This is a genomic window from Psychromonas sp. 14N.309.X.WAT.B.A12 (assembly GCF_030397575.1).
Classification (GTDB): domain Bacteria; phylum Pseudomonadota; class Gammaproteobacteria; order Enterobacterales; family Psychromonadaceae; genus Psychromonas.
Genome location: NZ_JAPNXS010000005.1, coordinates 64,335 through 86,007 on the forward strand (window position 1 = coordinate 64,335; position 21,673 = coordinate 86,007).

At 38.1% G+C, this 21,673-nt stretch carries 20 protein-coding genes and 1 pseudogene; 11 read left to right on the top strand and 10 right to left on the bottom strand.

From position 1 onward, the window contains the following. Positions 1–16 precede the first annotated feature (16 nt). From fis to OW492_RS08180, 4 genes and pseudogenes are all read left to right on the top strand, one after another. A complete protein-coding gene (gene fis / locus OW492_RS08165) occupies positions 17–316 on the top strand; it encodes a DNA-binding transcriptional regulator Fis (RefSeq protein WP_113820037.1) in 300 nt (99 codons plus the stop codon). Between the two features lie 255 nt (positions 317–571). After that, a complete protein-coding gene (locus tag OW492_RS08170; RefSeq protein ID WP_290039439.1) occupies positions 572–1,150 on the top strand; it encodes a YjaG family protein in 579 nt (192 codons plus the stop codon). Positions 1,151–1,319: 169 nt separating this feature from the next. Then, complete coding sequence (locus OW492_RS08175; RefSeq protein WP_113820039.1) at positions 1,320–1,595, top strand: HU family DNA-binding protein; 276 nt, start codon at positions 1,320–1,322, stop codon at positions 1,593–1,595. A 225-nt stretch (positions 1,596–1,820) separates the two neighbouring features. Continuing rightward, positions 1,821–2,564, top strand: a pseudogene (locus OW492_RS08180) (alpha/beta hydrolase); the annotation flags it as partial. Between the two features lie 289 nt (positions 2,565–2,853). On the opposite strand, the gene purD reads toward OW492_RS08180, so the two are convergent. The 5 genes from purD to nudC all read right to left on the bottom strand — a co-directional run bounded on the left by purD (position 2,854) and on the right by nudC (position 8,854). After that, a complete protein-coding gene (gene purD, locus OW492_RS08185) occupies positions 2,854–4,140 on the bottom strand; it encodes a phosphoribosylamine--glycine ligase (protein WP_290039441.1) in 1,287 nt (428 codons plus the stop codon). A 300-nt stretch (positions 4,141–4,440) separates the two neighbouring features. Then, entirely contained in the window at positions 4,441–6,033 is a 1,593-nt protein-coding gene (purH, locus tag OW492_RS08190; RefSeq protein WP_290039442.1) for a bifunctional phosphoribosylaminoimidazolecarboxamide formyltransferase/IMP cyclohydrolase, read from the bottom strand. 172 nt (positions 6,034–6,205) lie between these two features. Continuing rightward, entirely contained in the window at positions 6,206–6,703 is a 498-nt protein-coding gene (locus OW492_RS08195) for a GNAT family N-acetyltransferase (protein ID WP_290039443.1), read from the bottom strand. A gap of 150 nt (positions 6,704–6,853) precedes the next feature. After that, positions 6,854–7,918 carry a uroporphyrinogen decarboxylase gene (gene hemE, locus OW492_RS08200; protein WP_290039444.1) on the bottom strand — a complete coding sequence of 355 codons (1,065 nt, stop codon included), beginning with the start codon at positions 7,916–7,918 and terminating at the stop codon, positions 6,854–6,856. A gap of 129 nt (positions 7,919–8,047) precedes the next feature. Beyond that, positions 8,048–8,854 carry an NAD(+) diphosphatase gene (nudC, locus tag OW492_RS08205; RefSeq protein ID WP_290039445.1) on the bottom strand — a complete coding sequence of 269 codons (807 nt, stop codon included), beginning with the start codon at positions 8,852–8,854 and terminating at the stop codon, positions 8,048–8,050. A 428-nt stretch (positions 8,855–9,282) separates the two neighbouring features. Here nudC and rsd point away from each other — a divergent pair, with 428 nt between their 5' ends. Further along, the gene (rsd, locus tag OW492_RS08210) at positions 9,283–9,756 is read left to right on the top strand and encodes a sigma D regulator (RefSeq protein ID WP_290039446.1); all 474 of its coding nucleotides are present in this window, start codon (positions 9,283–9,285) and stop codon (positions 9,754–9,756) included. 88 nt (positions 9,757–9,844) lie between these two features. On the opposite strand, the gene OW492_RS08215 is transcribed toward rsd, so the two are convergent. Together OW492_RS08215 and mepM are read right to left on the bottom strand one after the other, a co-directional pair. After that, on the bottom strand, positions 9,845–10,186 hold the full coding sequence (locus OW492_RS08215; RefSeq protein ID WP_290039447.1) for a DUF3802 family protein: 342 nt from the start codon (positions 10,184–10,186) through the stop codon (positions 9,845–9,847). A 68-nt stretch (positions 10,187–10,254) separates the two neighbouring features. Then, positions 10,255–11,556, bottom strand: a complete 1,302-nt coding sequence (gene mepM / locus OW492_RS08220; RefSeq protein ID WP_290039448.1) for a murein DD-endopeptidase MepM — start codon at positions 11,554–11,556, stop codon at positions 10,255–10,257. Positions 11,557–11,835: 279 nt separating this feature from the next. Between mepM and metK the strand changes: the two genes are divergently transcribed. Together metK and OW492_RS08230 are read left to right on the top strand one after the other, a co-directional pair. Further along, a complete protein-coding gene (gene metK, locus OW492_RS08225) occupies positions 11,836–12,984 on the top strand; it encodes a methionine adenosyltransferase (RefSeq protein WP_113820049.1) in 1,149 nt (382 codons plus the stop codon). A 24-nt stretch (positions 12,985–13,008) separates the two neighbouring features. After that, positions 13,009–13,503 carry a SprT family zinc-dependent metalloprotease gene (locus OW492_RS08230; protein ID WP_290039449.1) on the top strand — a complete coding sequence of 165 codons (495 nt, stop codon included), beginning with the start codon at positions 13,009–13,011 and terminating at the stop codon, positions 13,501–13,503. Positions 13,504–14,181: 678 nt separating this feature from the next. Here OW492_RS08230 and OW492_RS08235 read toward each other — a convergent pair. From OW492_RS08235 to OW492_RS08245, 3 genes are read right to left on the bottom strand one after another with little or no spacing between them, the layout of a single operon-like run. After that, positions 14,182–14,928, bottom strand: a complete 747-nt coding sequence (locus OW492_RS08235) for an RNA methyltransferase (protein ID WP_290039451.1) — start codon at positions 14,926–14,928, stop codon at positions 14,182–14,184. 11 nt (positions 14,929–14,939) lie between these two features. Then, positions 14,940–15,434, bottom strand: coding sequence for a ribosomal protein S18-alanine N-acetyltransferase (gene rimI / locus OW492_RS08240; RefSeq protein WP_290039452.1), 495 nt, complete (start codon positions 15,432–15,434; stop codon positions 14,940–14,942). After that, on the bottom strand, positions 15,388–15,783 hold the full coding sequence (locus tag OW492_RS08245) for a DNA polymerase III subunit psi (RefSeq protein ID WP_290039453.1): 396 nt from the start codon (positions 15,781–15,783) through the stop codon (positions 15,388–15,390). Before OW492_RS08245 ends, rimI begins: the two co-directional genes overlap by 47 nt. Before the next feature lie 543 nt (positions 15,784–16,326). Between OW492_RS08245 and OW492_RS08250 the strand changes: the two genes are divergently transcribed. The 4 genes from OW492_RS08250 to OW492_RS08265 all read left to right on the top strand — a co-directional run bounded on the left by OW492_RS08250 (position 16,327) and on the right by OW492_RS08265 (position 21,649). Then, positions 16,327–18,033, top strand: a complete 1,707-nt coding sequence (locus tag OW492_RS08250; RefSeq protein WP_290039454.1) for an ABC transporter ATP-binding protein — start codon at positions 16,327–16,329, stop codon at positions 18,031–18,033. A gap of 59 nt (positions 18,034–18,092) precedes the next feature. Next, complete coding sequence (locus OW492_RS08255; protein WP_290039455.1) at positions 18,093–19,643, top strand: ABC transporter substrate-binding protein; 1,551 nt, start codon at positions 18,093–18,095, stop codon at positions 19,641–19,643. 79 nt (positions 19,644–19,722) lie between these two features. Beyond that, positions 19,723–20,700, top strand: a complete 978-nt coding sequence (locus tag OW492_RS08260) for an ABC transporter permease (RefSeq protein ID WP_290039456.1) — start codon at positions 19,723–19,725, stop codon at positions 20,698–20,700. A 1-nt stretch (position 20,701) separates the two neighbouring features. Beyond that, the gene (locus OW492_RS08265; RefSeq protein WP_290039457.1) at positions 20,702–21,649 is read left to right on the top strand and encodes an ABC transporter permease; all 948 of its coding nucleotides are present in this window, start codon (positions 20,702–20,704) and stop codon (positions 21,647–21,649) included. Positions 21,650–21,673: the final 24 nt, after the last annotated feature.

The window sequence follows — 21,673 nt, forward strand, 5'->3', positions numbered from 1 at the left end:
AAAAGAGTTAACACCCATGTTTGAACAAAATATTTCTCAAGAAGCACTGACTACAACAACTAATATTCCTGCTACAGGGCAAATAACTCAACGTCCATTACGTGACTCAGTACGTCAAGCTGTTTCAGGTTACGTGGCAAAATTGAACGGTCAAGATACGACTGAATTATATGAATTAGTATTGGCAGAAGTTGAAGCGCCAATGTTAGATATCATCATGCAATACACTCGTGGTAATCAAACTCGTGCAGCAACTATGCTAGGTATTAACCGCGGTACGTTACGCAAGAAGCTTAAAAAATACGGCATGGGCTAACCCTCACTTATTTTAATCTAAAAAAGCGATCTCAATGGTCGCTTTTTTTATGCCTGAAACCCGCTAAACAATCTAATGGCAATACCGCTAATTATCTACTCATTTGATTAACGGAGTTGGTATAACTTTACCAAGAAATATCCCCTTTCCTAAATGAATACATTATCTGTTCCCATAAAAGAATCAAATATATAAAGACAGAATGGTGATTTGCCTATAATCTTAACTTATTTTGAAAGTATCAATAGGACGATTATGTTATCGCTTTCCATTAATGACCGCCTGACTAACCTACAGGCTTGGCAACAAAGCGTGTTTTGCATGGCTTTAGCAGAGCAAAATATCACTCATTTCACCATGTTTAGCCAAGCTATTGACAGTGAAAATGCAGCTATTGCAGAAAATATTTTACAATTGTTTTGGGAAAAAATGACCGTAAAAGGCGCCAAAATTAACTTCACTATTCAAGAAGAAAACTTTGATGCTATTATTCCGGAAAGCAGTGATTATGATTTTTATGGTGTTTATCCAGCGGTAGATTATTGTGTCATTACGCAATGTATCTTCAATTCTTTTACCACTAAATCAAAAGAAGAAGCGCTTAATGCAAGCCAAACCAGTTTTGCAACTATCGCTAGTTTCATTGAATTACAGACAGACCAAGAAATTGATGAAGAAGAATTATTACAAGAGCCGTTATTTATTGAGCAATTAGCTCTACAAGAGACTTTACTTAATATGTTAGAAAATGAACGCAGCCCTGAACTTATTAAATCAATAAGAGTCCATATCAATGCGTTGGAAAGTACTAGCATTGGTATCTCAACGCTGTAGAATCACGCGAAATCATTATAATTTTGTGATTTTTAACACATTAAGGTAAATAAATTGCTACTTTCTTCATTTTTAAAGTGATTATGCTTTACTTGCAAGGAATGAATGCAATACATTAAATAAGTGTTTAAATTCTTACGCATATTTTTATACTAACGGAAGTCAAATAATGAACAAAACTCAACTTGTAGCAGACATCGCAGAAAAAGCAGACCTAACTAAAGTACAAGCTAAAGCAGCTTTAGAACAAATTTTAGCTAGTGTAACTGACAGTCTAAAAGATGGCGAACCAGTTCAACTAATCGGCTTTGGTACATTCAAAGTAAATCACCGTGCAGCACGTACAGGTCGTAACCCACAAACTGGTGCAGACATTGAAATTAAAGCAGCTAACGTTCCTGCTTTTGTTGCTGGTAAGGCGCTTAAAGAATCTGTAAACAAATAATCATTATTTGTGTCATAGAGACTATGACCTATTGTTAATGTTTAATTATATTAAACCCTCTTCTTAGAGGGTTTTTTTATATATACTCCTCTCGTATGTTTTCTCCCCACCTTTTTGTTTCAAAAATGTTAAATAATGTCAATATTCATGTTAATTTTACTAAAAATGTGATCTAATAGGCGTTTCTATTTATCAACACAATTTATTACTCATAAGGAGTCCAGCATGCGCCAAAAGGTAGAATTTACTAATGGAAGTAACATGCTTAGCGGTGTTTTAGAAACACCAACATCTGACATTAAATTTTACGCGCTATTTGCTCACTGTTTTACCTGCAGTAAAGATGTCGCAGCGGCATCTCGTATCAGTAAAGCATTAACAGCAAAAGGGATTGCTGTTTTCCGTTTTGATTTTACTGGGCTAGGTAGCAGTGCTGGGGATTTTTCGAATACTAACTTTTCATCTAATGTACGCGATTTAGTAGCTGCAGCTGATTTCTTACGTAAAGAGTATAATGCACCTAAACTATTAATCGGTCATAGCTTAGGTGGCGCAGCCGTATTAGGCGTTGCGAATAAATTAGCTGAAACTGTAGCGGTAGTAACCATTGGTGCTCCTTCAGATGCTGCACACGTTGCACATAACTTCTCTGACCATATTGATGAGATCAATACCAAAGGCGCTGCAAAAGTTAACTTAGCGGGTCGTGACTTCACCATACAAAAACAGTTTTTAGATGATATTAATAGTTACGGCAACAGCCATATTAGTAAACTAAAACGTGCCCTATTAGTCATGCATTCTCCTATCGATAATACAGTTAGCATTAAAGAAGCGGAAAAAATCTATCAAGCGGCATTACACCCAAAAAGTTTCGTCAGTTTAGATAAAGCCGATCATTTGTTAACCAGAAAAGAAGATGCTGAATACGCTGCAGATGTGATCGCAGCATGGGCAAACCGATACGTATTAACGCCGATTCGTATCGCGTCTTAAGTTATAAAAAATTAATACCAATTATATTAAATAAGTGTTCTAAAATTAGCACAGGAAAAATGATTTAGTTTGAGGCATAAATACCGTAAATAACTGTTTCATTTACGATATTTATATCGAAGAAATAAGTTATTTTAACAAGTGAAATAGATCAGTTAATGAGAATGATTGGTATAACTTGTTTATAGCAACAAAAAAGCCCCCGACACCTTATACATATAAGGTGTCGGGGGCTTTTTACGATCAGTACTTAACTGAGGTATTATTGCTCATTCTCACGTGCAATCGCACGGTAAGCAATATCGTTACGATGGAACATACCATCCCAACTAATTTGCTTAGTTAGCTCATAAGCCTTCTGTTGAGCTTCTGTGACAGTGTTTCCGAGTGCAGTTGCGCAAAGTACACGACCACCACTAGTCACTACCTGGCCATCTTTTTCTGCAGTACCGGCATGGAACACCTTAAGACCTTCACTTGCGCTTGGAATACCAGAAATAACATGGCCTTTAGTATAATCAGCTGGGTAACCGCCTGCAGCTAATACCACGCCAATTGCAGCACGAGTATCAAACTCTGCAACCATACCATCAAGCTCACCATTAACACCTGCTAAACACAAAGTAACTATGTCAGACTTCATGCGTAGCATAATAGGTTGAGTTTCTGGATCACCAAAACGACAATTGTATTCAATCACTTTAGGTGTGCCATCAGCCATGATCATAAGACCCGCGTATAAGAAGCCAGTGTAAGTATTACCTTCAGCAGCCATACCTTGCACTGTAGGGCGAATCACTAAGTCCATAATACGGTCATGCATTTCTTGCGTTACTACTGGTGCAGGAGAATAAGCGCCCATACCACCAGTATTCGGCCCAGTATCCCCATCACCAACACGTTTATGATCTTGGCTAGTAGCCATTGGCACAATGTTTTCACCATCTACCATTACAATAAATGAAGCTTCTTCACCATCTAAGAACTCTTCAATCACAACACGATGGCCAGCTTCACCAAATGCATTACCCGCTAACATATCTTGAATAGCATCTTCGGCTTCTTGTAATGTCATCGCAACGATCACGCCCTTACCAGCAGCAAGACCATCGGCTTTAATTACAATTGGAGCGCCTTTTTCACGTACATAAGCCAAAGCAGGTTCAATTTCAGTGAAATTCTCGTACCATGCAGTTGGGATATCATGACGCGCTAAAAAGTCTTTAGTAAAGGCTTTAGAACCTTCTAACTGTGCAGCGCCTTTAGTAGGTCCAAAACAAGCTAGTTTTGCTTCACGGAAGGCATCAACTACACCAATCACTAAGGGTGCTTCAGGGCCAACAATCGTCAGTTCAACATTGTTTTCTTTAGCAAAAGTGACTAAAGCATCGATATCTTCAACACCGATATTAACGTTAGACACTTTATCTTCTAGTGCACTACCCGCATTACCAGGTGCAACAAAGACATTCTTAACTTCAGGGTTTTGTGCCGCTTTCCATGCTAATGCATGCTCACGACCACCATTACCAATAATCAGTACATTCATATTACATCCTCACACAGTGCAGAACGTTGTTATTTCAGCGCTATTTTCTCGTCAAAAGTACTCATTTAGTGTGCTAAACTCCGTGCTTTATTGTCAAACTAGCTTGAAGTAACTCTGGCTCTGAACCGCTTACATCATTTGGATAAAAAGGCGACAAATAGCCACCTCATTAACTAATTCATTTCATTGTATTTTTGCTAAGTGATTTAGTTTGAAGTCAAGGCAAAAGCGTCGAGCTTGCTACTGCAAGTAAGCACTTTTAACGCCGAGTTCGAGCTAAAGCATGACGCAAAAAATTAATTAATGACGGAAGTGACGCATTCCTGTGAATACCATCGCCATGTTATGTTCATCAGCAGCCGCGATAACTTCATCGTCACGCATTGAGCCACCTGGTTGAATCACACAGCTAATACCCGCTTCAGCAGCGGCATCAATACCGTCACGGAATGGGAAGAATGCATCAGAGGCCATAACAGAACCTTCCACAACTAGATTTTCATCTGCTGCTTTAATACCTGCAATTTTAGCACTGTAAACACGGCTCATTTGGCCTGCACCAACACCGACTGTTGTGCTGTTCTTAACATAAACAATGGCGTTTGATTTTACAAATTTAGCCACTTTCCAGCTAAACAGTAAATCGCTCATTTCTGATTCTGTAGGTTGACGTTTAGACACCACTTTCAGGTCGTCTAGCCCCACCATACCTTGGTCACGATCTTGTACTAATAAACCGCCGTTAACACGTTTAATGTCAAACTCTGTAGTTTTCGTCGCCCATTCACCACACTCTAATAGACGTAAGTTCTTTTTCGTAGCTACGATTTCTGCAGCTTCTTTACTAACAGAAGGGGCGATGATCACTTCAACAAATTGGCGAGAAGTAATTGCTTCTGCCGTAACTGCATCTAACTCGCGGTTAAAGGCGATGATCCCGCCGAATGCTGAAGTTGGGTCTGTTTTGTATGCGCCTTCGTAAGCATCAAGAATAGTACCAGCCACTGCAACACCACATGGATTTGCATGTTTAACGATCACACAAGCTGGCTCAGAGAATTCTTTAACACATTCTAATGCTGCATCAGTATCAGCAATGTTATTGTAAGATAATGCTTTACCTTGTAATTGTGTTGCCGTTGAAACTGATGCTTCTTGAATATTGTTTTCAACATAGAAAGCTGCTGCTTGGTGTGAGTTTTCACCATAGCGCATATCTTGTTTTTTCTGGAATTGAGCATTGAAAGTACGTGGGAATTTAGATTCCTCATCGCCTTCATTGTTCTCACCGTAAGTTGGCACCATAGTACCAAAGTAGTTTGCAATCATGCCGTCATATTGAGCTGTATGCTCATAAGCAGCAATCGCTAAATCAAAGCGTGTTTTGTAAACTAAACTTCCATCATTTTCATTCATTTCAGACAGAATGCGACCGTAATCAGAAGCGTTTACAACAATAGCAACATCTTTATGATTTTTTGCAGCAGCACGTACCATAGTTGGTCCGCCGATATCGATGTTTTCGATAGCATCTTCTAACTTACAATCTGGGTTTGCAACAGTTGCAGCAAATGGGTATAAATTAACCACTACCATATCAATTGCTTGAATATCATTGCTTGCCATAATATCTTCATCGATACCGCGACGAGCAAGAATGCCACCATGAATTTTAGGATGTAAAGTTTTTACACGACCGTCCATCATTTCTGGAAAACCAGTGTAATCAGAAACTTCCGTCACTTTAATGTTATTTTCTGCAAGTAATTTACATGTGCCGCCCGTTGATAGAATATCAACCCCTTTGTCAGCTAATTCACGTGCAAACTCTACAATACCAGTTTTATCAGAAACACTGATCAGTGCTCGTTTAATTGTTCGGCTATTTTCCATTATCTTTCACATTCCTCGGTTAATGTTTTCATCGGTGAAACATTCAATTGATTGGCTTTTCCAAAAAGTTGAACTTGCGCGCATTCTACCCGAATCGAAAGCATTTTATTCACTTTGTTAAATAAAAAAGCAAAAAAATATAGGAATTAACCTCAATCATTCACAAGCGAGCTCACAATCCCCTTTTATAGAGGTAACTAGCAATACCACGGCATGTCACCTCTTTGGTTTTTTGAAAGTTTAGTGCACTCATCAATTGCATGTTGAGTTGGTTCTTTTGTGAAATGACAGTTTGTAATTCAGGCAACTGATACACAATAAGTAATTGCTCAACGAGTAAGCTTAAGGTAGGTAATAAATCTTGGTGATCATGGAAATCTGGCAATAGACGAAGAATAAATGAAGGTTCGATTTGGTCATCAATAAAGCAGTCTTGTAAACCTGTACATCCAATGACAAACCCACTCTTAACACATTGAATAGCATACATTTTATGTTTTTTATTATTCAGTAAGGTGTCAAAACAGTCATTTGCTTGTTGCTCTGATAGGATGCCAGTAATGCTATATTTCATACACAATGGGTGCTGTACTAATTGTACAAAATCTTGTTTGTCTTCGGCGGTAAAGGGGCGAACGGTTAGTTGCTGATGCTCAATAAACAAAGACATATTAACCTCATTGATAACAAATGAGAGTTCATCATATCGTTCAAAAAACAAACAACTAACCTTAGTGGGTTAAAAATGAGAGATCAATACAAATAAAAAACATGCCGAAGCATGTTTTATTAAGTCAAATTTAAATCCAATTTTGTACGCTTACTGATGATAAGGAGTACTTAATTCATGCACCGCATCAACAAACACTTTCGCATTTTCTGGTGGTACGTCTAAGTGAATACCATGCCCCAAGTTAAAGACATGACCAGAGCCTTTACCGAAGCCATCTAAAATAGTAGCGACCTCTTCTCGAATGCGTTCAGGTGATGCATATAACATAGATGGATCCATATTACCTTGTAGCGCAACGCGGGAGCCTACACGTGCTTTTGCTTCTTTAATATCAATCGTCCAATCTAAACCTATGCCATCACAACCAGTATCTGCAATCTTCTCGATCCATTGACCGCCATTCTTAGTGAATAAGGTAACAGGTACTTTTTCCCCTTCATAATTACGGATTAAACCATCAACAATTTTATGCATATATTGTAATGAGAAATCCTGGTAATCACGTGGCGATAAAATCCCTCCCCAAGTGTCAAAGACCATTACCGACTGTGCGCCAGCTTTAATTTGTGCGTTAAGGTAACTGATCACTGAATCAGCCAACTTATCTAATAATGTATGTAAAATTTGCGGGTCAGCAAATGCCATTTTTTTAATTTTAGTGAAAAATTTTGAACCACTTCCCTCGATCATATAAGTCGCTAATGTCCAAGGGCTTCCGGAGAAACCAATTAATGGCACTTCACCTTTTAAATCACGACGAATAGTACGAACCGCATTCATTACATACTGAAGCTCACCTTCAGGGTCAGGCATGATTAAGTTGTCTACATCTTTTTTACAGCGAATAGGGCGTTCAAATTTAGGGCCTTCTCCCTCCGAGAAGTATAAACCTAAGCCCATTGCATCTGGGATAGTTAAAATATCAGAAAATAAGATAGCAGCATCAAGGTCAAAACGACGTAGAGGCTGTAAGGTTACTTCACAGGCTAAATCAGCACTACGACATAGTGACATGAAATCACCAGCTTGAGCACGAGTCGCTTTATATTCTGGTAGATAGCGTCCTGCTTGGCGCATCATCCAGACAGGCGTTTTATCTACTTCTTTCTTTAGCAAAGCACGAATATAGCGATCGTTTTTTAAATCTGTCATTAGTAACCTTTTCTATTTTAGCTATTGATAGCTTTTATGCGATAATTCTAAATTATTGATAGAATATACCTTCCTTTACTTCATAAATGAATTTGGTATTACCTATCACTTCGATACCTAAGCCCTAGCTTAACGACATCGCTTTAATGTTTTCTCAATTAATTTCCGCGCAATTGTGCCATGCTTTGGTACGATTGGTAAATTATCAATATCATACCAATTGGCTTCCACTAGCTCATGCGGATCTACCACAATCTCTCCGGATGCATAATCAGCTATAAATCCCATCATCAGAGAATGTGGAAAAGGCCAAGGCTGACTGCTCACATATTGAATATTTTTGACCTTCAACCCTACTTCTTCATAGACTTCTCGCTCGACACAGGCTTCTAAGCTTTCTCCTGCTTCAGTAAAACCTGCTAAGGTTGTATAAACGGGGTAATTGTCTTTGTGATGACGACTGTGCAAGGCTAATAATATTTTTTTCTTATGGCGAATAGCCACAATAATACAAGGTGATACACGAGGATAAGCGCGATGTTGGCAGTGATAGCACTTCATTGCAATTTCCCAATCTATAGGGTTCATTTTTTGCCCGCATTGCCCGCAAAATTGGTGCGTTTTATAAAACAGACTAATTTGAAAGGCACGTCCTGTCATATCAAAAAGCAGATCATCAACACGCCCTAACAAGGAGCGCAGACCAACATATTCTCCGATTCCTACATCCAAGGGTTCAGGTAAATCCACAAGATAACAAGGCTGTTCCATGTAGTGCCCTAATAATCGCTTGTTTTTAGTTATGCCATCGGGAAAAGGTAACTCACTAATACATCCAAAAGGGATAAAATCACCTTTATCTAATGCGACTAATTTACCCTGTGATAAAATAAACCACCATGCATTTAGCTCGTCTTTTGTACTCAATTCAGCCATAACCACACTCTTGTAAAAATGAAACAATATAATGCAACACTGAATGGGTATTAAACAAGTCTTCTAACGAGCAAATTTGTTATTGACAATCAAAAAATAATCATAGCCATCACCGTTATTATAAGTAATGATATGGACACTTTATTTATGTCTGCCCTTTTACAATGGGCATAAGTTCACAGTAAATTGTCAATAGGTTGTGTAAACTAAATGTCTATTTGTGTTAATAAATTATATTAAATAAGTGGTCTAAATTTTGTGTAGGAAAAATGGCTTAGTTTAAGGCGTAATTTTAGTTAAATAGTTGTTCCATTGACGAAAATTACAACGAATAAATAAGTTATTTTAACCAGTAAAATAGATCAATTAATTGATGAATTAGTTTATTAACCTAAGTCATTGATGACGATTCACTTACAGGAGGTTTTATGCTTAAAAAACTAAAGCAAGCAAAAGAGGAATGGGGTGGCACACTGTCTATCTTAGATAACTGGCTAGATGAACGACAAATACTGGTTATTTTATATTGTAAGTTAGCAGGGTTACCACCTTACCAACAAGAAAAGCGTAGCTTACCTGAACAAGCTGTTATTACTGAGTTTTGCCAAGTGCTATTAGACTATGCTTCTACCGGCCACTTTGAAATTTATGAACAAATTATCGAAAAATCAAAGCTAGATGGCGAAGAGAACCTAAAAGTAGCGCAAGAGCTCTATTCTAAAATAAACAGTACAACAGATACTGCGCTCAATTTTAATGATACCTATGCAGAAAATGCGTCGGACCAAACTTTACTGAACTTTGATCGTGACCTTTCAGAGTTAGGACAAGTAATGGAAAGTCGATTTGAACGAGAAGATAAACTATTAGAAGTGGTGCATCTACATCATACTTTTGCATAATAATGACTGAGTAACTTCATATAATCTATGGGGCATCAATCAAGCTAAAAGCATGCTTTTAGCTTGATTGATGCCAAACTTGAATACTTTATAAATAAGGTACTTGAGAATCTAAACTGTTTTTAACTAACAGAAAATACTCTTTAATAAATTCAATTTGCTCTTGTGAAGCTTTGTACTCCCAACACTTCCCTAATATTTGCTCAATATCTTCTACTAACTTATCCCCTTCAGCCACTACCATTAAACGTGTTTCATTACTTAATTGCGGTTGCTGCTCACAAAAACTCATTAATAGTTGTGATACTTCGTCTAAAACAATATCTGCAATCACTTCGCCTGTAGCAGGTCTTGAGCTACCTTCAAAGATACTTAAATTGTCAGCAAAGTAACCAATGCATGCATCGTATGCATCACTTTTTAATAACATAATGTATGTCTCTATCTAATAATATACTTAATAGCTAATATCACTATTTTAAGCAATATTTGGAATAATTAAAGCTCGCCCATTTCACGTAATGACAAGTCACGACGTTTATTAAAGGCTTTACGCTCTTTTTCAGGCACTTTTTGAGATAATGGTAAATTCACCTTCATTGCATCCACAGGTTTATTATAAACATGGAACTCATAGTGTAAATGAGCCCCAGTAGAACGTCCTGTATTACCAGACTTAGCAATAAGCTTACCCATCTCTACACGTTGTCCTTTACGAACAAGGATTTTGCTCAAGTGTAAAAAGCGCGTTGTATACTTACGACCGTGTTTGATCACGATATAGTTACCTGCCGCGGGATGGTAACCCGCACGAACCACAACACCATCACCCGTTGCATAAACATTTGTACCAACTGGCACAGCAAAATCAGTCCCGTTATGCGGACTTATACGTTTAGTAATAGGATGTAATCGACGCGGATTAAAGCGAGAGCTAATTCTTGGATGTCCGTTAACTGGATATCGACGGTAAGCTTTCGTTAATCCTTTGCCATCTTTATCGTAATAACGCCCGTCTTCATTGAGGAAGGCAGTGTAGTTACGCGACTTTGTTTTAATGATGACCGCCAACACCTCACTATCAAAACTATAAGCTCCTTCAATATATTGTTTGGCAACTAACACATGGAATGTATCACCCGCTCGTAATTGGCGATTGAAATCAAATTGATCCTGCAATGCACTTGATACCTGTTGAATTTGGCTAGCTGATAATCCACTTTTTTTTGCACTAACGTAAAAGCTACCAGTCACACTTCCCTGGTAATAGCTATTACGCCATTCGCCCTTTTTTATATCTAACTTTGATACATAGGCCCCATCCTTTAATACAAAGCTAAGGGTATTTGCTCGGTCAATAATCACTTTTAACGCTAATAATTGATTATCAGGGCTAATTAATAATTGTACTTCTTGGCCTGGTAGTAAATTGGCTAAACGAAGATATTCCGTATCAGCTTCTAACAACTCTTGCAGCACCGCAGCAGATATTCCTTCATCGGAGAATATCTCACTTAACGTATCACCCGCAGAGATTGTTTTTTGTATTTCTCGATTACCGGAGAACTCGGGAAATAATTTATCACTACCAACATTGATAGCATCCAAAGGCTCTGCAACAGCATAATCCCCTTTGGCTGTTTCACTAATAGGCAACACTAGCTCACGTTTGATTTTTTTATTTTTATCCCCATGAGTGGGAATTAAGCTAATGATAAGTAGGAGAAGAAATAAAGAAATAACCACCCAAAAATGCAAACGAGGCAAGTTATTTACAAAGAAAAGTGCTTTTTTAAACATGATTTTACATTGGAGCAACAAAGACATAAACGATCTCGATTAGACAGGGAAAAAACATAACCGCAAAATTTAAATGTTTGCGAGTATAACCCATAGAAAAGCTATGTTTAAGACAAATAAACAGCAATTTTATTGTTCTACGACTATTAAAGTAAGAAAACAGTTCTATCTTATTTAAAAATAATAGGGTGTTATCCATCATAAAAAAATGTATTATAGACGTCTAGATGTAAAAACATCCAAAGAATGTTAATTTAAATATCCCGAATAGGAGTTCACATGTCACGTGACTTATTTACTTCAGAGTCTGTTTCTGAAGGTCATCCAGATAAAATCGCCGATCAAATTTCTGATGCGGTACTTGATGCAATTTTAGAGCAAGATACTAAAGCACGTGTTGCTTGTGAAACCTACGTAAAAACAGGCATGGTAATGGTAGGTGGTGAAATCACTACTGATGCTTGGGTCGATATTGAAGAGATTACGCGTAAAACAGTACGTGATATTGGTTACACTAGTTCAGAAATGGGTTTTGATGCTGATTCTTGTGCGGTATTAAATGTAGTAGGTAAGCAATCGCCAGATATCAACCAAGGTGTTGACCGTTCAGATCCACGTGAGCAAGGGGCTGGTGACCAAGGTTTAATGTTTGGTTATGCAACTAATGAAACTGAAGTTTACATGCCAGCACCAGTGACTTACGCACATCGCCTTGTTAAAAAACAAGCCGAAGTACGTAAAAGTGGTCAACTAGATTGGTTACGCCCAGATGCAAAAAGCCAAGTAACGTTCGCTTATGACCAAGGCAAAATTGTAGGTATCGATGCGGTTGTATTATCAACACAGCACCGTGAAGATATTAAACAATCAGATTTAGTTGAAGCGGTAATGGAAGAGATCATTAAACCAGTACTACCAGCAGAACTATTATCTGAACGTACTAAATTCCATATCAACCCAACAGGTCGCTTTGTTATTGGTGGTCCGGTAGGTGACTGTGGTTTAACAGGTCGTAAAATCATTGTTGATACATATGGCGGTACAGCTCGTCACGGTGGTGGTGCATTCTCAGGTAAAGATCCATCAAAAGTTGACCGTAGTGCAGCATACGCAGCTCGTTATGTAGCAAAAAACATTGTTGCTGCTGGTTTAGCTGATCGTTGTGAAATCCAAGTATCTTATGCAATTGGTGTTGCCGAGCCAACATCAATCAGTGTAGAAACATTTGGTACTGAAAAAGTAGCAAAAGGCTTAATCGTAAGCTTAGTCAGTGAACACTTCGATTTACGTCCATACGGATTAATTGAAATGTTAGACCTAATCAAGCCAATCTACCAAGAAACAGCTGCTTATGGTCACTTCGGTCGTGAGCAATTCCCTTGGGAATCACTAGATAAAGTAGAAGCTCTAAAAGCAGCGGCATTTTAATCTTAGTTTAACGACCATAGATTAATGCTCACGTTTGAAGATAAAAAAGCACTCGCAGCAAAAGGGGAAGATTGTTTCATCCTAGCCGAGTGCTTTTTTGATCGTCACTTTCCTAGACCGACCTACTTCTTTAACCAACGAGGTCGAAGCGCTGGGACAGCACATCTGCAAAAGAACATCATCAAATTTAACCCCATACTCTACGCACAAAATAAAAAAATTTTTATTGAGCAAGTCGTTGCCCATGAAGTTGCACACCTAATCACTTACCAATTATTTGGTAAAGTAAGACCTCATGGTAAAGAATGGCAAAGCATCATGACACAGGTTTTTAAGCTCCCCGCTTCAACCACTCATCAATTAGATGTCAGAGATGTACAGGGAAAACTATTTACCTATCGTTGTGATTGTACAGAGCATCAACTAACTATCCGCCGCCATAATAAAATTAAAAAAGGCACAACCTACTTATGTCGACAATGTAAATCTGCATTAGTGGCTATAGGATCTGATAGTTAAAAAGTTTATAAAATAAAGTTAACCGTGGGATTAATATTGCAGACTACTCCAACCCCCCGCCTTTATAGGCTGCAATATTAATTTTACCAATTCACCGATGGGTGGCTTATCCCATGGTGTAGACAAACTTTCATGGAAAAGTTTATCTATTAATGAGGCTTGTATTGTGCGGTACAAGACTCATTTTTAACCTATACTAATAATGTGCGTTATCAGTATAAGTTAGCGTTACAGAAAGTATTAAAGAATAGGACGATTCTCTTACTCTCTACAGAAATAACGGGTTTACCACCTATTAAGGACTTACTCCTTTTTATGCATCATCTTCTGGACAGGAAGATTACTTCATAAATTCAGTCAACTTAATAGCCGCTATCTCTGGCAACAACTAAATGATAATAGATATCATTATTATCTGTCAACAAGTAAAATCAATAATTTTTAAAATAAAATAAAAGCGCCTATAGCCTAAGGTGAGAAGGAGTTATTAACCATTCTTAGTGTAGGCATTAAAGATATTTAATTAGCAACATAGTTAATCAGTATCTTATTGTTTTGTTTGATTTTTATTCAGAAGGGGTTGTTAGAGGTGTTTTAATTCAGTCAAATTTTTTAAATTAGGCATAAAAAATCCGATACAAAGATCGGATTTTAAAAAAGCAAAAAATGTTAACTAGCTCACTCTCTTTTGAAGTTATCTAAGATAATACCAGTTGCCATCGCCACGTTTAATGATTCGGCTTGGCCAAAGTTAGGAATAGTAATTTTATCGGTAATTAATTTTTCAACCGAATCAGAGATACCATGCGATTCGCTACCCATAACAATTAATGCACTACTCGGTAATTTACATTGATGAATATTTTTACCTTCTAAAAAAGCACCAAAGATAGGTTTATCTTGCGCACTTAAATATTCAGTAAGATCCGCGTGACTCACTTGCACACGAGCAAAAGAGCCCATAGTCGCAGCAATCACCTTTGGATTGTAAAGGTCAGCACAGTCTGTGCTACACACCACATGTTTAATGCCATACCAATCAGCGACACGAATAATCGTACCTAAGTTTCCAGGATCTCCTACTTGGTCTAGCACCAATACTAATCCGGCGTGTTGCTGTTCTGGAGGGGTAAACATTTTGCATTTAACCACAGCAATGACACTATTATTGGTTTTTAAGGTGCCAGCTTTTTGCAACTCTTCTTCGCTACTTTCAATCGTTTTGGCAATTAACAGCTGATCAGTCAGTTGCTTAGCTTGTTTGTTAATGTAGTCCGTTGTCGCAAATAAATTAACGATTTCAAAGTCAGATTGAAATAACTCACCAACATTTTTTTCACCTTGAACAAGAAACAAGCCTAACTTTTTGCGTTGTTTTTTAAGTTCTAAAGAATGAATAAGTTTTAACTGATTTTTAGAAATCATGGTTTTTCCAATTATAAATAACAACACATAATAATCGCATCTTCTCGGCCATTATCTGTAGGATAATAAGCAGGACGAATATCAACTTCTACAAAGCCTAACTTTTGATATAACTTAATGGCTGTTTGATTTGATGCGCGTACTTCTAACCAAATTTCCTGCTGTGCTAATTCCCTCGAAAAGCCTTGTAAATAAATCAATAATGCTTTGCCTAGGCCTTGCCCTTGATACTCAGGCGCAATGGCAATATTCAATAGAGTCACTTCGCCAGCGACATAACTCGCAATAAAATAACCTACTATTTTATCATTTAAGAGTAATACATGGTTAATATAACGCTTCCCCAAATTGCTCATAAATAATTTTTCTGACCAAGAGTGGCTATGTGCGGCTGATTCAATGGTTAATACGTCAGGAAGGTCACTGATCGCCATAGCAATAATGGCAGTATTATCTGGGTTACTGACGGTAGGCACAGAACTGTTTCCAAAGTGTTTGTTTTGCATGACGCTGCTCAGCAAGTATTGCTAAAGCAGGAGAATGTAATAGCTGATGAGCAGGCGCGACCTCAAGTTTCCCGATAGTAGACCATATCAAAGTAGGTAATTCCCCCTGCTGATTTTCAAATTGCGCTAAAGAGCAGTGAGTCACTTTATCTTTATCAATTTCAAAGGCATTGAGAATAGCTTGCATCAATGGATGCTGCTTATCTTCTTTGGTACACACCACCAATAGTTCACATTGCGATAGATTTAACTGTTTATGCACTTCTTCAGCTTTAAATAACGCAGGTTTTCTTACTTGCCAATGAGTAATCCCCATCTCCTGTAAAAAAACTGCTTGTTGGTGTTTCATAATCAGCCTGACATCAAAAATAGAAGCGCTAATATAACATTGATTAGTAATGGATCGAAGTATTAGCCTCAAACTAGCACTGTTATATGATCAAAAAAATAGAGCTATTACCAAGACAGTAAGCACTTTAAATAAATTTATAGCGATTACATCAAAAAACTGAGCGTTATAAACGACACTGAGCACCAACAAGTTGACCATTTAATCAGGTTTATGCTAATTATAGTCGCCCTTAAGCTAATTAACTTAGTCAAAATTGCACTGTGCTTTAATCTATATCAAAACCGATTTCAGTTAAGATTGCTTAAATATGTCACTTTTGGTGACTTAATATACGATAAAAATATCGTTACTTTGAACTGTGCTACATAAATCACATTTAACATTTGTCGACACAGGTCACATAAATTAATGTGATCCATTAAGTATTTATGACATTAAGTAGACCAAAGGAAGCAATGGATGCGTGTTCTGTCACAAAAATATAAATTTACTCAATCGTTTTTAAAGCTCAAATCCTTAAAAACTATAAGGGATTATTAAATGTCATTATTAGAAGTTAGCGACCTACGTATTGAGTACCCATCTCGATTTGGCGTACATGCAGCAGTAAAATCACTATCATTCTCGATTAACCGTGGAGAGATTGTTGGTGTTGTCGGAGAGTCAGGCGCAGGCAAATCTACCGTAGGTAATGCCATTATCGATTTACTCAGTCCTCCTGGAGTGATCGCAGCAGGTGAGGTATTTTTAGACGGTCAAAAGATATCAGGCTTAACATTGGATGAAATGCGTAAAGTTCGTGGCAATAAAATCGGCTTTATCTTCCAAGATCCAATGACCTCATTAAACCCACTATTTACTGTTGAACAACAACTCTTAGAAACTATTCATGCAAACCTAAATGTTTCACAAAGTGATGCAATAGCTCGTGCTATCAACCTTATGCAACAAGTAGGTATTCCAGAGCCTGAAGTACGTATTAAACAATATCCTCACCAATTCTCTGGCGGTATGCGTCAACGTGTGGTTATTGCTATTGCCCTCGCGGGTGAACCTGATTTAATCATCGCTGATGAACCAACAACGGCCTTAGATGTATCGATTCAAGATCAAATATTGACCTTAATTCGTAACCTATGTATCGATAAGAATGTCGGATGTATGTTGGTTACACACGATATGGGTGTAGTATCAAATGTCACTGACAAAGTGGCAGTAATGTACCGAGGAGACCTTGTTGAATTTGGAGAAACCGGGAAAATACTCAGCGAACCAGAGCACGAATACACACGTAGCCTTATTTCAGCAGTACCTCGTTCAGATCGTAAACTAGATCGATTTCCTTTAGTGAGTTACATCGAAGAAGCTCATGAACTGCAAGCTCTGGATATCAAAAATCATTGGCTAGGGCAAAGTGAGCAACAGCGTGACTATCAAGGTCCGTTATTAAATGTTGAAAATGTCAGTTTGCGCTTTGTCACGAAAGACTCATTTTTTGAAAGTAAGCGTGAATATGTACAAGCCAACAAAAATGTTAGCTTTAGCATCAATGAAGGTGAAACCTTTGGTTTAGTGGGTGAATCAGGATCAGGTAAATCAACTATTGCACGTGTTATTACCGGCTTATATCCACCTAATGAAGGAAAAATAACCTTTGAAGGCATAGACTTAACAGCAATAAAGTCAGAGCGTGAACGACGCCCTTTCCGTCGTCAAATGCAGATGGTGTTCCAAAACCCTTATACTTCGATGAATCCTCGTATGAAGATTTATGACATCATTGCAGAGCCGATTCGCTTTCATAAACTAGCCGCTTCTGAGTCTCAAATTCAACAAATTGTATTCGATCTACTAGATCATGTTGGTTTAGGAAGAATGGCGGGCGTTAAATATCCACATGAGTTTTCTGGTGGCCAACGTCAACGTATTTCTATCGCTCGCGCACTAGCAACTCGCCCTCGTTTATTAATTTGCGATGAGCCAACGTCAGCGTTAGATGTATCGGTACAAGCACAAATTTTAAATCTGTTAAAAGATTTACAGGATGAGCTAAATTTAACTATGTTATTTATTAGCCATGATTTACCAGTAATACGTCAAGTTTGTGACCGTATTGGGGTAATGCAACAAGGGCAATTATTAGAAGTTAATGAGAGCGAGCAGCTATTTACTCAACCTCAACATGCTTACAGTAAGCATTTGATTTCTTTAATGCCTGAATTTAAAGGGTTACGGAACAGTCTCTAATGCCGTTTCACGATTAGAACATTAACGTTAAATAAGTATTTTCATAAAAGGAGTTTTAAATGAAGTTTCTAAAAACCAAACTAGCCGTTGCTTTACTTGCTACCGGTTTAAGCTTTGCATCATCAGCGGCAGATATTACCGTTGCTTACGACTCAGACCCAGTAACACTTGACCCGCACGAGCAACTGTCTGGTGGCGTTTTACAAATGTCACACATGCTATTCGATCCACTAGTACGTTTCACTAAAAGCTATGACTTTGAGCCGCGTTTAGCAGAAAAATGGGAACGTGTTGATGACACTACATTCCGCTTTACCCTGCGTCAGGGTGTGAAGTTCCATTCTGGCAATACAATGACTGCTGATGACGTAGTATGGACGTTTAATCGTTTAAAAGAATCTCAAGATTTTAAAGCGGTTTTCTCTCCTTATGAGAAATTAGTCAAAATTGATGATTACACGGTTGAACTAGTATCTTATGAACCTTACCCACTAGTTTTACAAACAGCGACTTACCTATTCCCAATGGACAGCAAGTTCTATTCAGGTGACATGGATGGTAAGGATAAATCAGAAATTATTAAGCATGGTAACTCGTTTGCTTCAACACACGTATCAGGTACAGGTCCATTTACTATTGAATCACGTGAACAGGGCGTAAAAATTGTCTTTGATCGTTTTGATGATTACTGGGATAAACAATCTCCAGGTAACGTAGACAAATTAACATTGGTGCCAATTAAAGAGAATGCTACTCGTGTTGCAGCATTACTATCTGGTGATGTTGATATGATTTATCCAGTAGCACCTAACGATCAAAAACGTGTTATTGATACTAAAAACATCGAGCTAACCACAGTCGCAGGTACTCGTATCATTACGCTGCAAATGAACCAAAACTCAAATGAAGCATTGAAAGATGTGCGTGTTCGTCAAGCAATTGTATACGCGATTAACAATGAAGCGATTGTTAAAAAGATCATGAAAGGCTTTGCCACTACAGCTGGTCAACAAGGCCCTGAAGGTTACGCTGGTTACGATGCAGACTTAGTACCACGTTACGATCTGAAAAAAGCTAAAGCATTGATGAAAGAAGCGGGCTATGAAGATGGCTTTAAATTATCAATGATGGCCCCAAACAACCGTTACGTGAACGATGCTCAAATAGCACAAGCAGCAGCTTCTATGCTGGCTAAAATTGGTATTACCGTTGACTTAAAAACCATGCCTAAAGCACAATACTGGCCTGAATTTGATAAATGTTCAGCAGATATTATGATGATCGGTTGGCATTCAGATACAGAAGATTCAGCGAACTTCTCTGAATTCTTAACGATGACACGTGATGCTGAAACTGGTAAAGGTGCTTACAACTGCGGCCATTACTCAAATCCAAAAGTGGATCAACTCGTTAATCAATCAAACGCAGAAACTGATCCAGCAAAACGTGCAGAGATGTTAAAAGAAGTTGAAGATATCTTATATAACGAAGCTGCATTTGTGCCTCTACATTGGCAGAACCTAGCGTGGGGTGCAAAGTCTAGCTTAAACCTTTCACCTGTTGTGAATGCAATGAACTTCCCATACCTAGGGGATCTCGTTGTTAAATAAACAACTTAGTTAATCATATACCACCATAATAAAACGACCCAACCTCTGGGTCGTTATTAACTTTATAGGAAACAACTCCATGTTTACCTTTTTGGTCCAGCGAATTTTTCAAGCATTGATAGTAATGTTTGTGATCAGCCTAGTCGCATTTGCAATCCAAGATAACTTAGGCGATCCACTTCGAGAAATGGTAGGCCAATCCGTATCTGAAGCAGAACGACAAGTGTTACGTGATGACTTGGGATTAAACGACCCTTACATCACTAAGTATTCTCGTTTTATTAGTAATGCAGTACAAGGCGATTTAGGTGATTCTTATTTCTTTAAACGCCCTGCTGTAGACGTCATATTAGATAAGTTGGAGGCAACACTAGAGTTAGTGCTCGGCGCTTCTATTATTATTGTTTTAGTCTCTATTCCACTTGGCGTGTATTCCGCTATTAATCCAAAAAGTTTATGGACGAAGGCGATTATGGCATTTAGTAGTATTGGTATCTCCATTCCAGTTTTCTTAACCGCTATAATTTTAATGTATGTTTTTGCCATTGAACTGCAGTGGTTGCCCTCCTACGGCCGAGGAGAAACACTCAATGTATTGGGTTGGGAAACAGGTTATTTAACAACCGATGGTCTGTTGCATCTTATATTACCTTGTATCTCACTAGCCTCTATTATGCTGCCTTTGTTTATTCGTTTAGTACGTTCTGAAATGCTCGAAGCATTAAGTTCTGAATACGTGAAATTTGCGACGGCTAAAGGTCTAGCAATGAATAAAATCTATTATCAACATGCGCTTAAAAACACCATGTTACCGGTATTAACTGTAGGTGGTGTACAAATTGGCACTATGGTCGCTTACACCATATTAACGGAAACCGTTTTCCAATGGCCTGGTACAGGCTTCTTATTTTTAGAGGCAATTAACCGTGTTGATACGCCATTGATTACCGCTTACGTGATCTTTGTTGGATTAATTTTTGTAGTAACCAACACCATCGTTGATCTATTGTATGGCGTAGTGAACCCGACGGTAAATATCACAGGGAAAGGAGCATAATATGTCTAGTATAATGGAACAAAACCAAGCTCCATCTCGCTTACAGCGTTTTAAAAACTCTGATTTCATCTACCACTTTAAACGCGATAAAGTGGCGATGTTTAGTTTCGCTGTATTTTTAGCTTTTTTTATTGCCGCTTTATTTGCACCAGTCATTTCGCCTACTAACCCCTATGACCTTACATCAATCGATTTAATGGATTCTGAGTTACCACCATCATGGTTAGAAGATGGTGAAGAACGCTTTCTGTTAGGCACTGATGACCAAGGGCGAGATATTCTATCGACCATACTCTACGGCTCACGCCTATCACTGACGATTGGTTTCCTGGCCGTTGCGGTACAATTGGTGTTTGGTATCGTAATTGGTTTGTCAGCAGGATACTTTGGTGGGCGAGTCGATAGTTTATTAATGCGTGTTGCTGATATACAACTGTCATTCTCTACTATGATGGTAGCAATTATTATTACTGCCATTTTTAAAGCGAGCTTTGGTGCAGAGTTCTTTGCTGAATATGCAGTCATCATGCTGGTAGTGATTATTGGTATTGCAGAGTGGCCGCAATATGCGCGTACTATTCGCGCTTCTGTGTTAGCGGAAAAGAAAAAAGAATATGTGGAAGCGGCTCAGGTCATGGGCTTTAAGTCGATGCGTATTATGTTCCGTCACATTCTGCCAAACTGTTTATCACCTATCTTAGTAATTTCAACGGTACAGGTAGCGAATGCTATCATGTCAGAAGCCGCACTATCATTCTTAGGATTGGGGCTACCGGTGGATCAGCCATCATTAGGGGCATTGATTAGTATTGGCTTTAAATACATCTTCTCGGGTGCATGGTGGATCACAATCTTCCCTGGGATTGTATTAATCAGCTTAGTACTGGTGATCAACTTATTAGGTGATTGGTTGCGTGATGTGTTTAATCCTAAAATATATAAAGGTTAATACATTTAAACATTAACCACTCTA

Bases quoted from the DNA above. Each gene is read 5' to 3' on its own strand.
- OW492_RS08235 (WP_290039451.1), bottom strand. From the start codon at position 14,928: ATGATTTCTAAAAATCAGTTAAAACTTATTCATTCTTTAGAACTTAAA.
- hemE (WP_290039444.1), bottom strand. From the start codon at position 7,918: ATGACAGATTTAAAAAACGATCGCTATATTCGTGCTTTGCTAAAGAAA.
- OW492_RS08170 (WP_290039439.1), top strand. From the start codon at position 572: ATGTTATCGCTTTCCATTAATGACCGCCTGACTAACCTACAGGCTTGG.
- nudC (WP_290039445.1), bottom strand. From the start codon at position 8,854: ATGGCTGAATTGAGTACAAAAGACGAGCTAAATGCATGGTGGTTTATT.
- fis (WP_113820037.1), top strand. From the start codon at position 17: ATGTTTGAACAAAATATTTCTCAAGAAGCACTGACTACAACAACTAAT.
- OW492_RS08175 (WP_113820039.1), top strand. From the start codon at position 1,320: ATGAACAAAACTCAACTTGTAGCAGACATCGCAGAAAAAGCAGACCTA.
- rsd (WP_290039446.1), top strand. From the start codon at position 9,283: ATGCTTAAAAAACTAAAGCAAGCAAAAGAGGAATGGGGTGGCACACTG.
- mepM (WP_290039448.1), bottom strand. From the start codon at position 11,556: ATGTTTAAAAAAGCACTTTTCTTTGTAAATAACTTGCCTCGTTTGCAT.
- metK (WP_113820049.1), top strand. From the start codon at position 11,836: ATGTCACGTGACTTATTTACTTCAGAGTCTGTTTCTGAAGGTCATCCA.
- OW492_RS08195 (WP_290039443.1), bottom strand. From the start codon at position 6,703: ATGTCTTTGTTTATTGAGCATCAGCAACTAACCGTTCGCCCCTTTACC.
- OW492_RS08230 (WP_290039449.1), top strand. From the start codon at position 13,009: ATGCTCACGTTTGAAGATAAAAAAGCACTCGCAGCAAAAGGGGAAGAT.
- OW492_RS08265 (WP_290039457.1), top strand. From the start codon at position 20,702: ATGTCTAGTATAATGGAACAAAACCAAGCTCCATCTCGCTTACAGCGT.
- rimI (WP_290039452.1), bottom strand. From the start codon at position 15,434: ATGCAAAACAAACACTTTGGAAACAGTTCTGTGCCTACCGTCAGTAAC.
- OW492_RS08255 (WP_290039455.1), top strand. From the start codon at position 18,093: ATGAAGTTTCTAAAAACCAAACTAGCCGTTGCTTTACTTGCTACCGGT.
- OW492_RS08260 (WP_290039456.1), top strand. From the start codon at position 19,723: ATGTTTACCTTTTTGGTCCAGCGAATTTTTCAAGCATTGATAGTAATG.
- OW492_RS08250 (WP_290039454.1), top strand. From the start codon at position 16,327: ATGTCATTATTAGAAGTTAGCGACCTACGTATTGAGTACCCATCTCGA.
- purH (WP_290039442.1), bottom strand. From the start codon at position 6,033: ATGGAAAATAGCCGAACAATTAAACGAGCACTGATCAGTGTTTCTGAT.
- purD (WP_290039441.1), bottom strand. From the start codon at position 4,140: ATGAATGTACTGATTATTGGTAATGGTGGTCGTGAGCATGCATTAGCA.
- OW492_RS08215 (WP_290039447.1), bottom strand. From the start codon at position 10,186: ATGTTATTAAAAAGTGATGCATACGATGCATGCATTGGTTACTTTGCT.
- OW492_RS08245 (WP_290039453.1), bottom strand. From the start codon at position 15,783: ATGAAACACCAACAAGCAGTTTTTTTACAGGAGATGGGGATTACTCAT.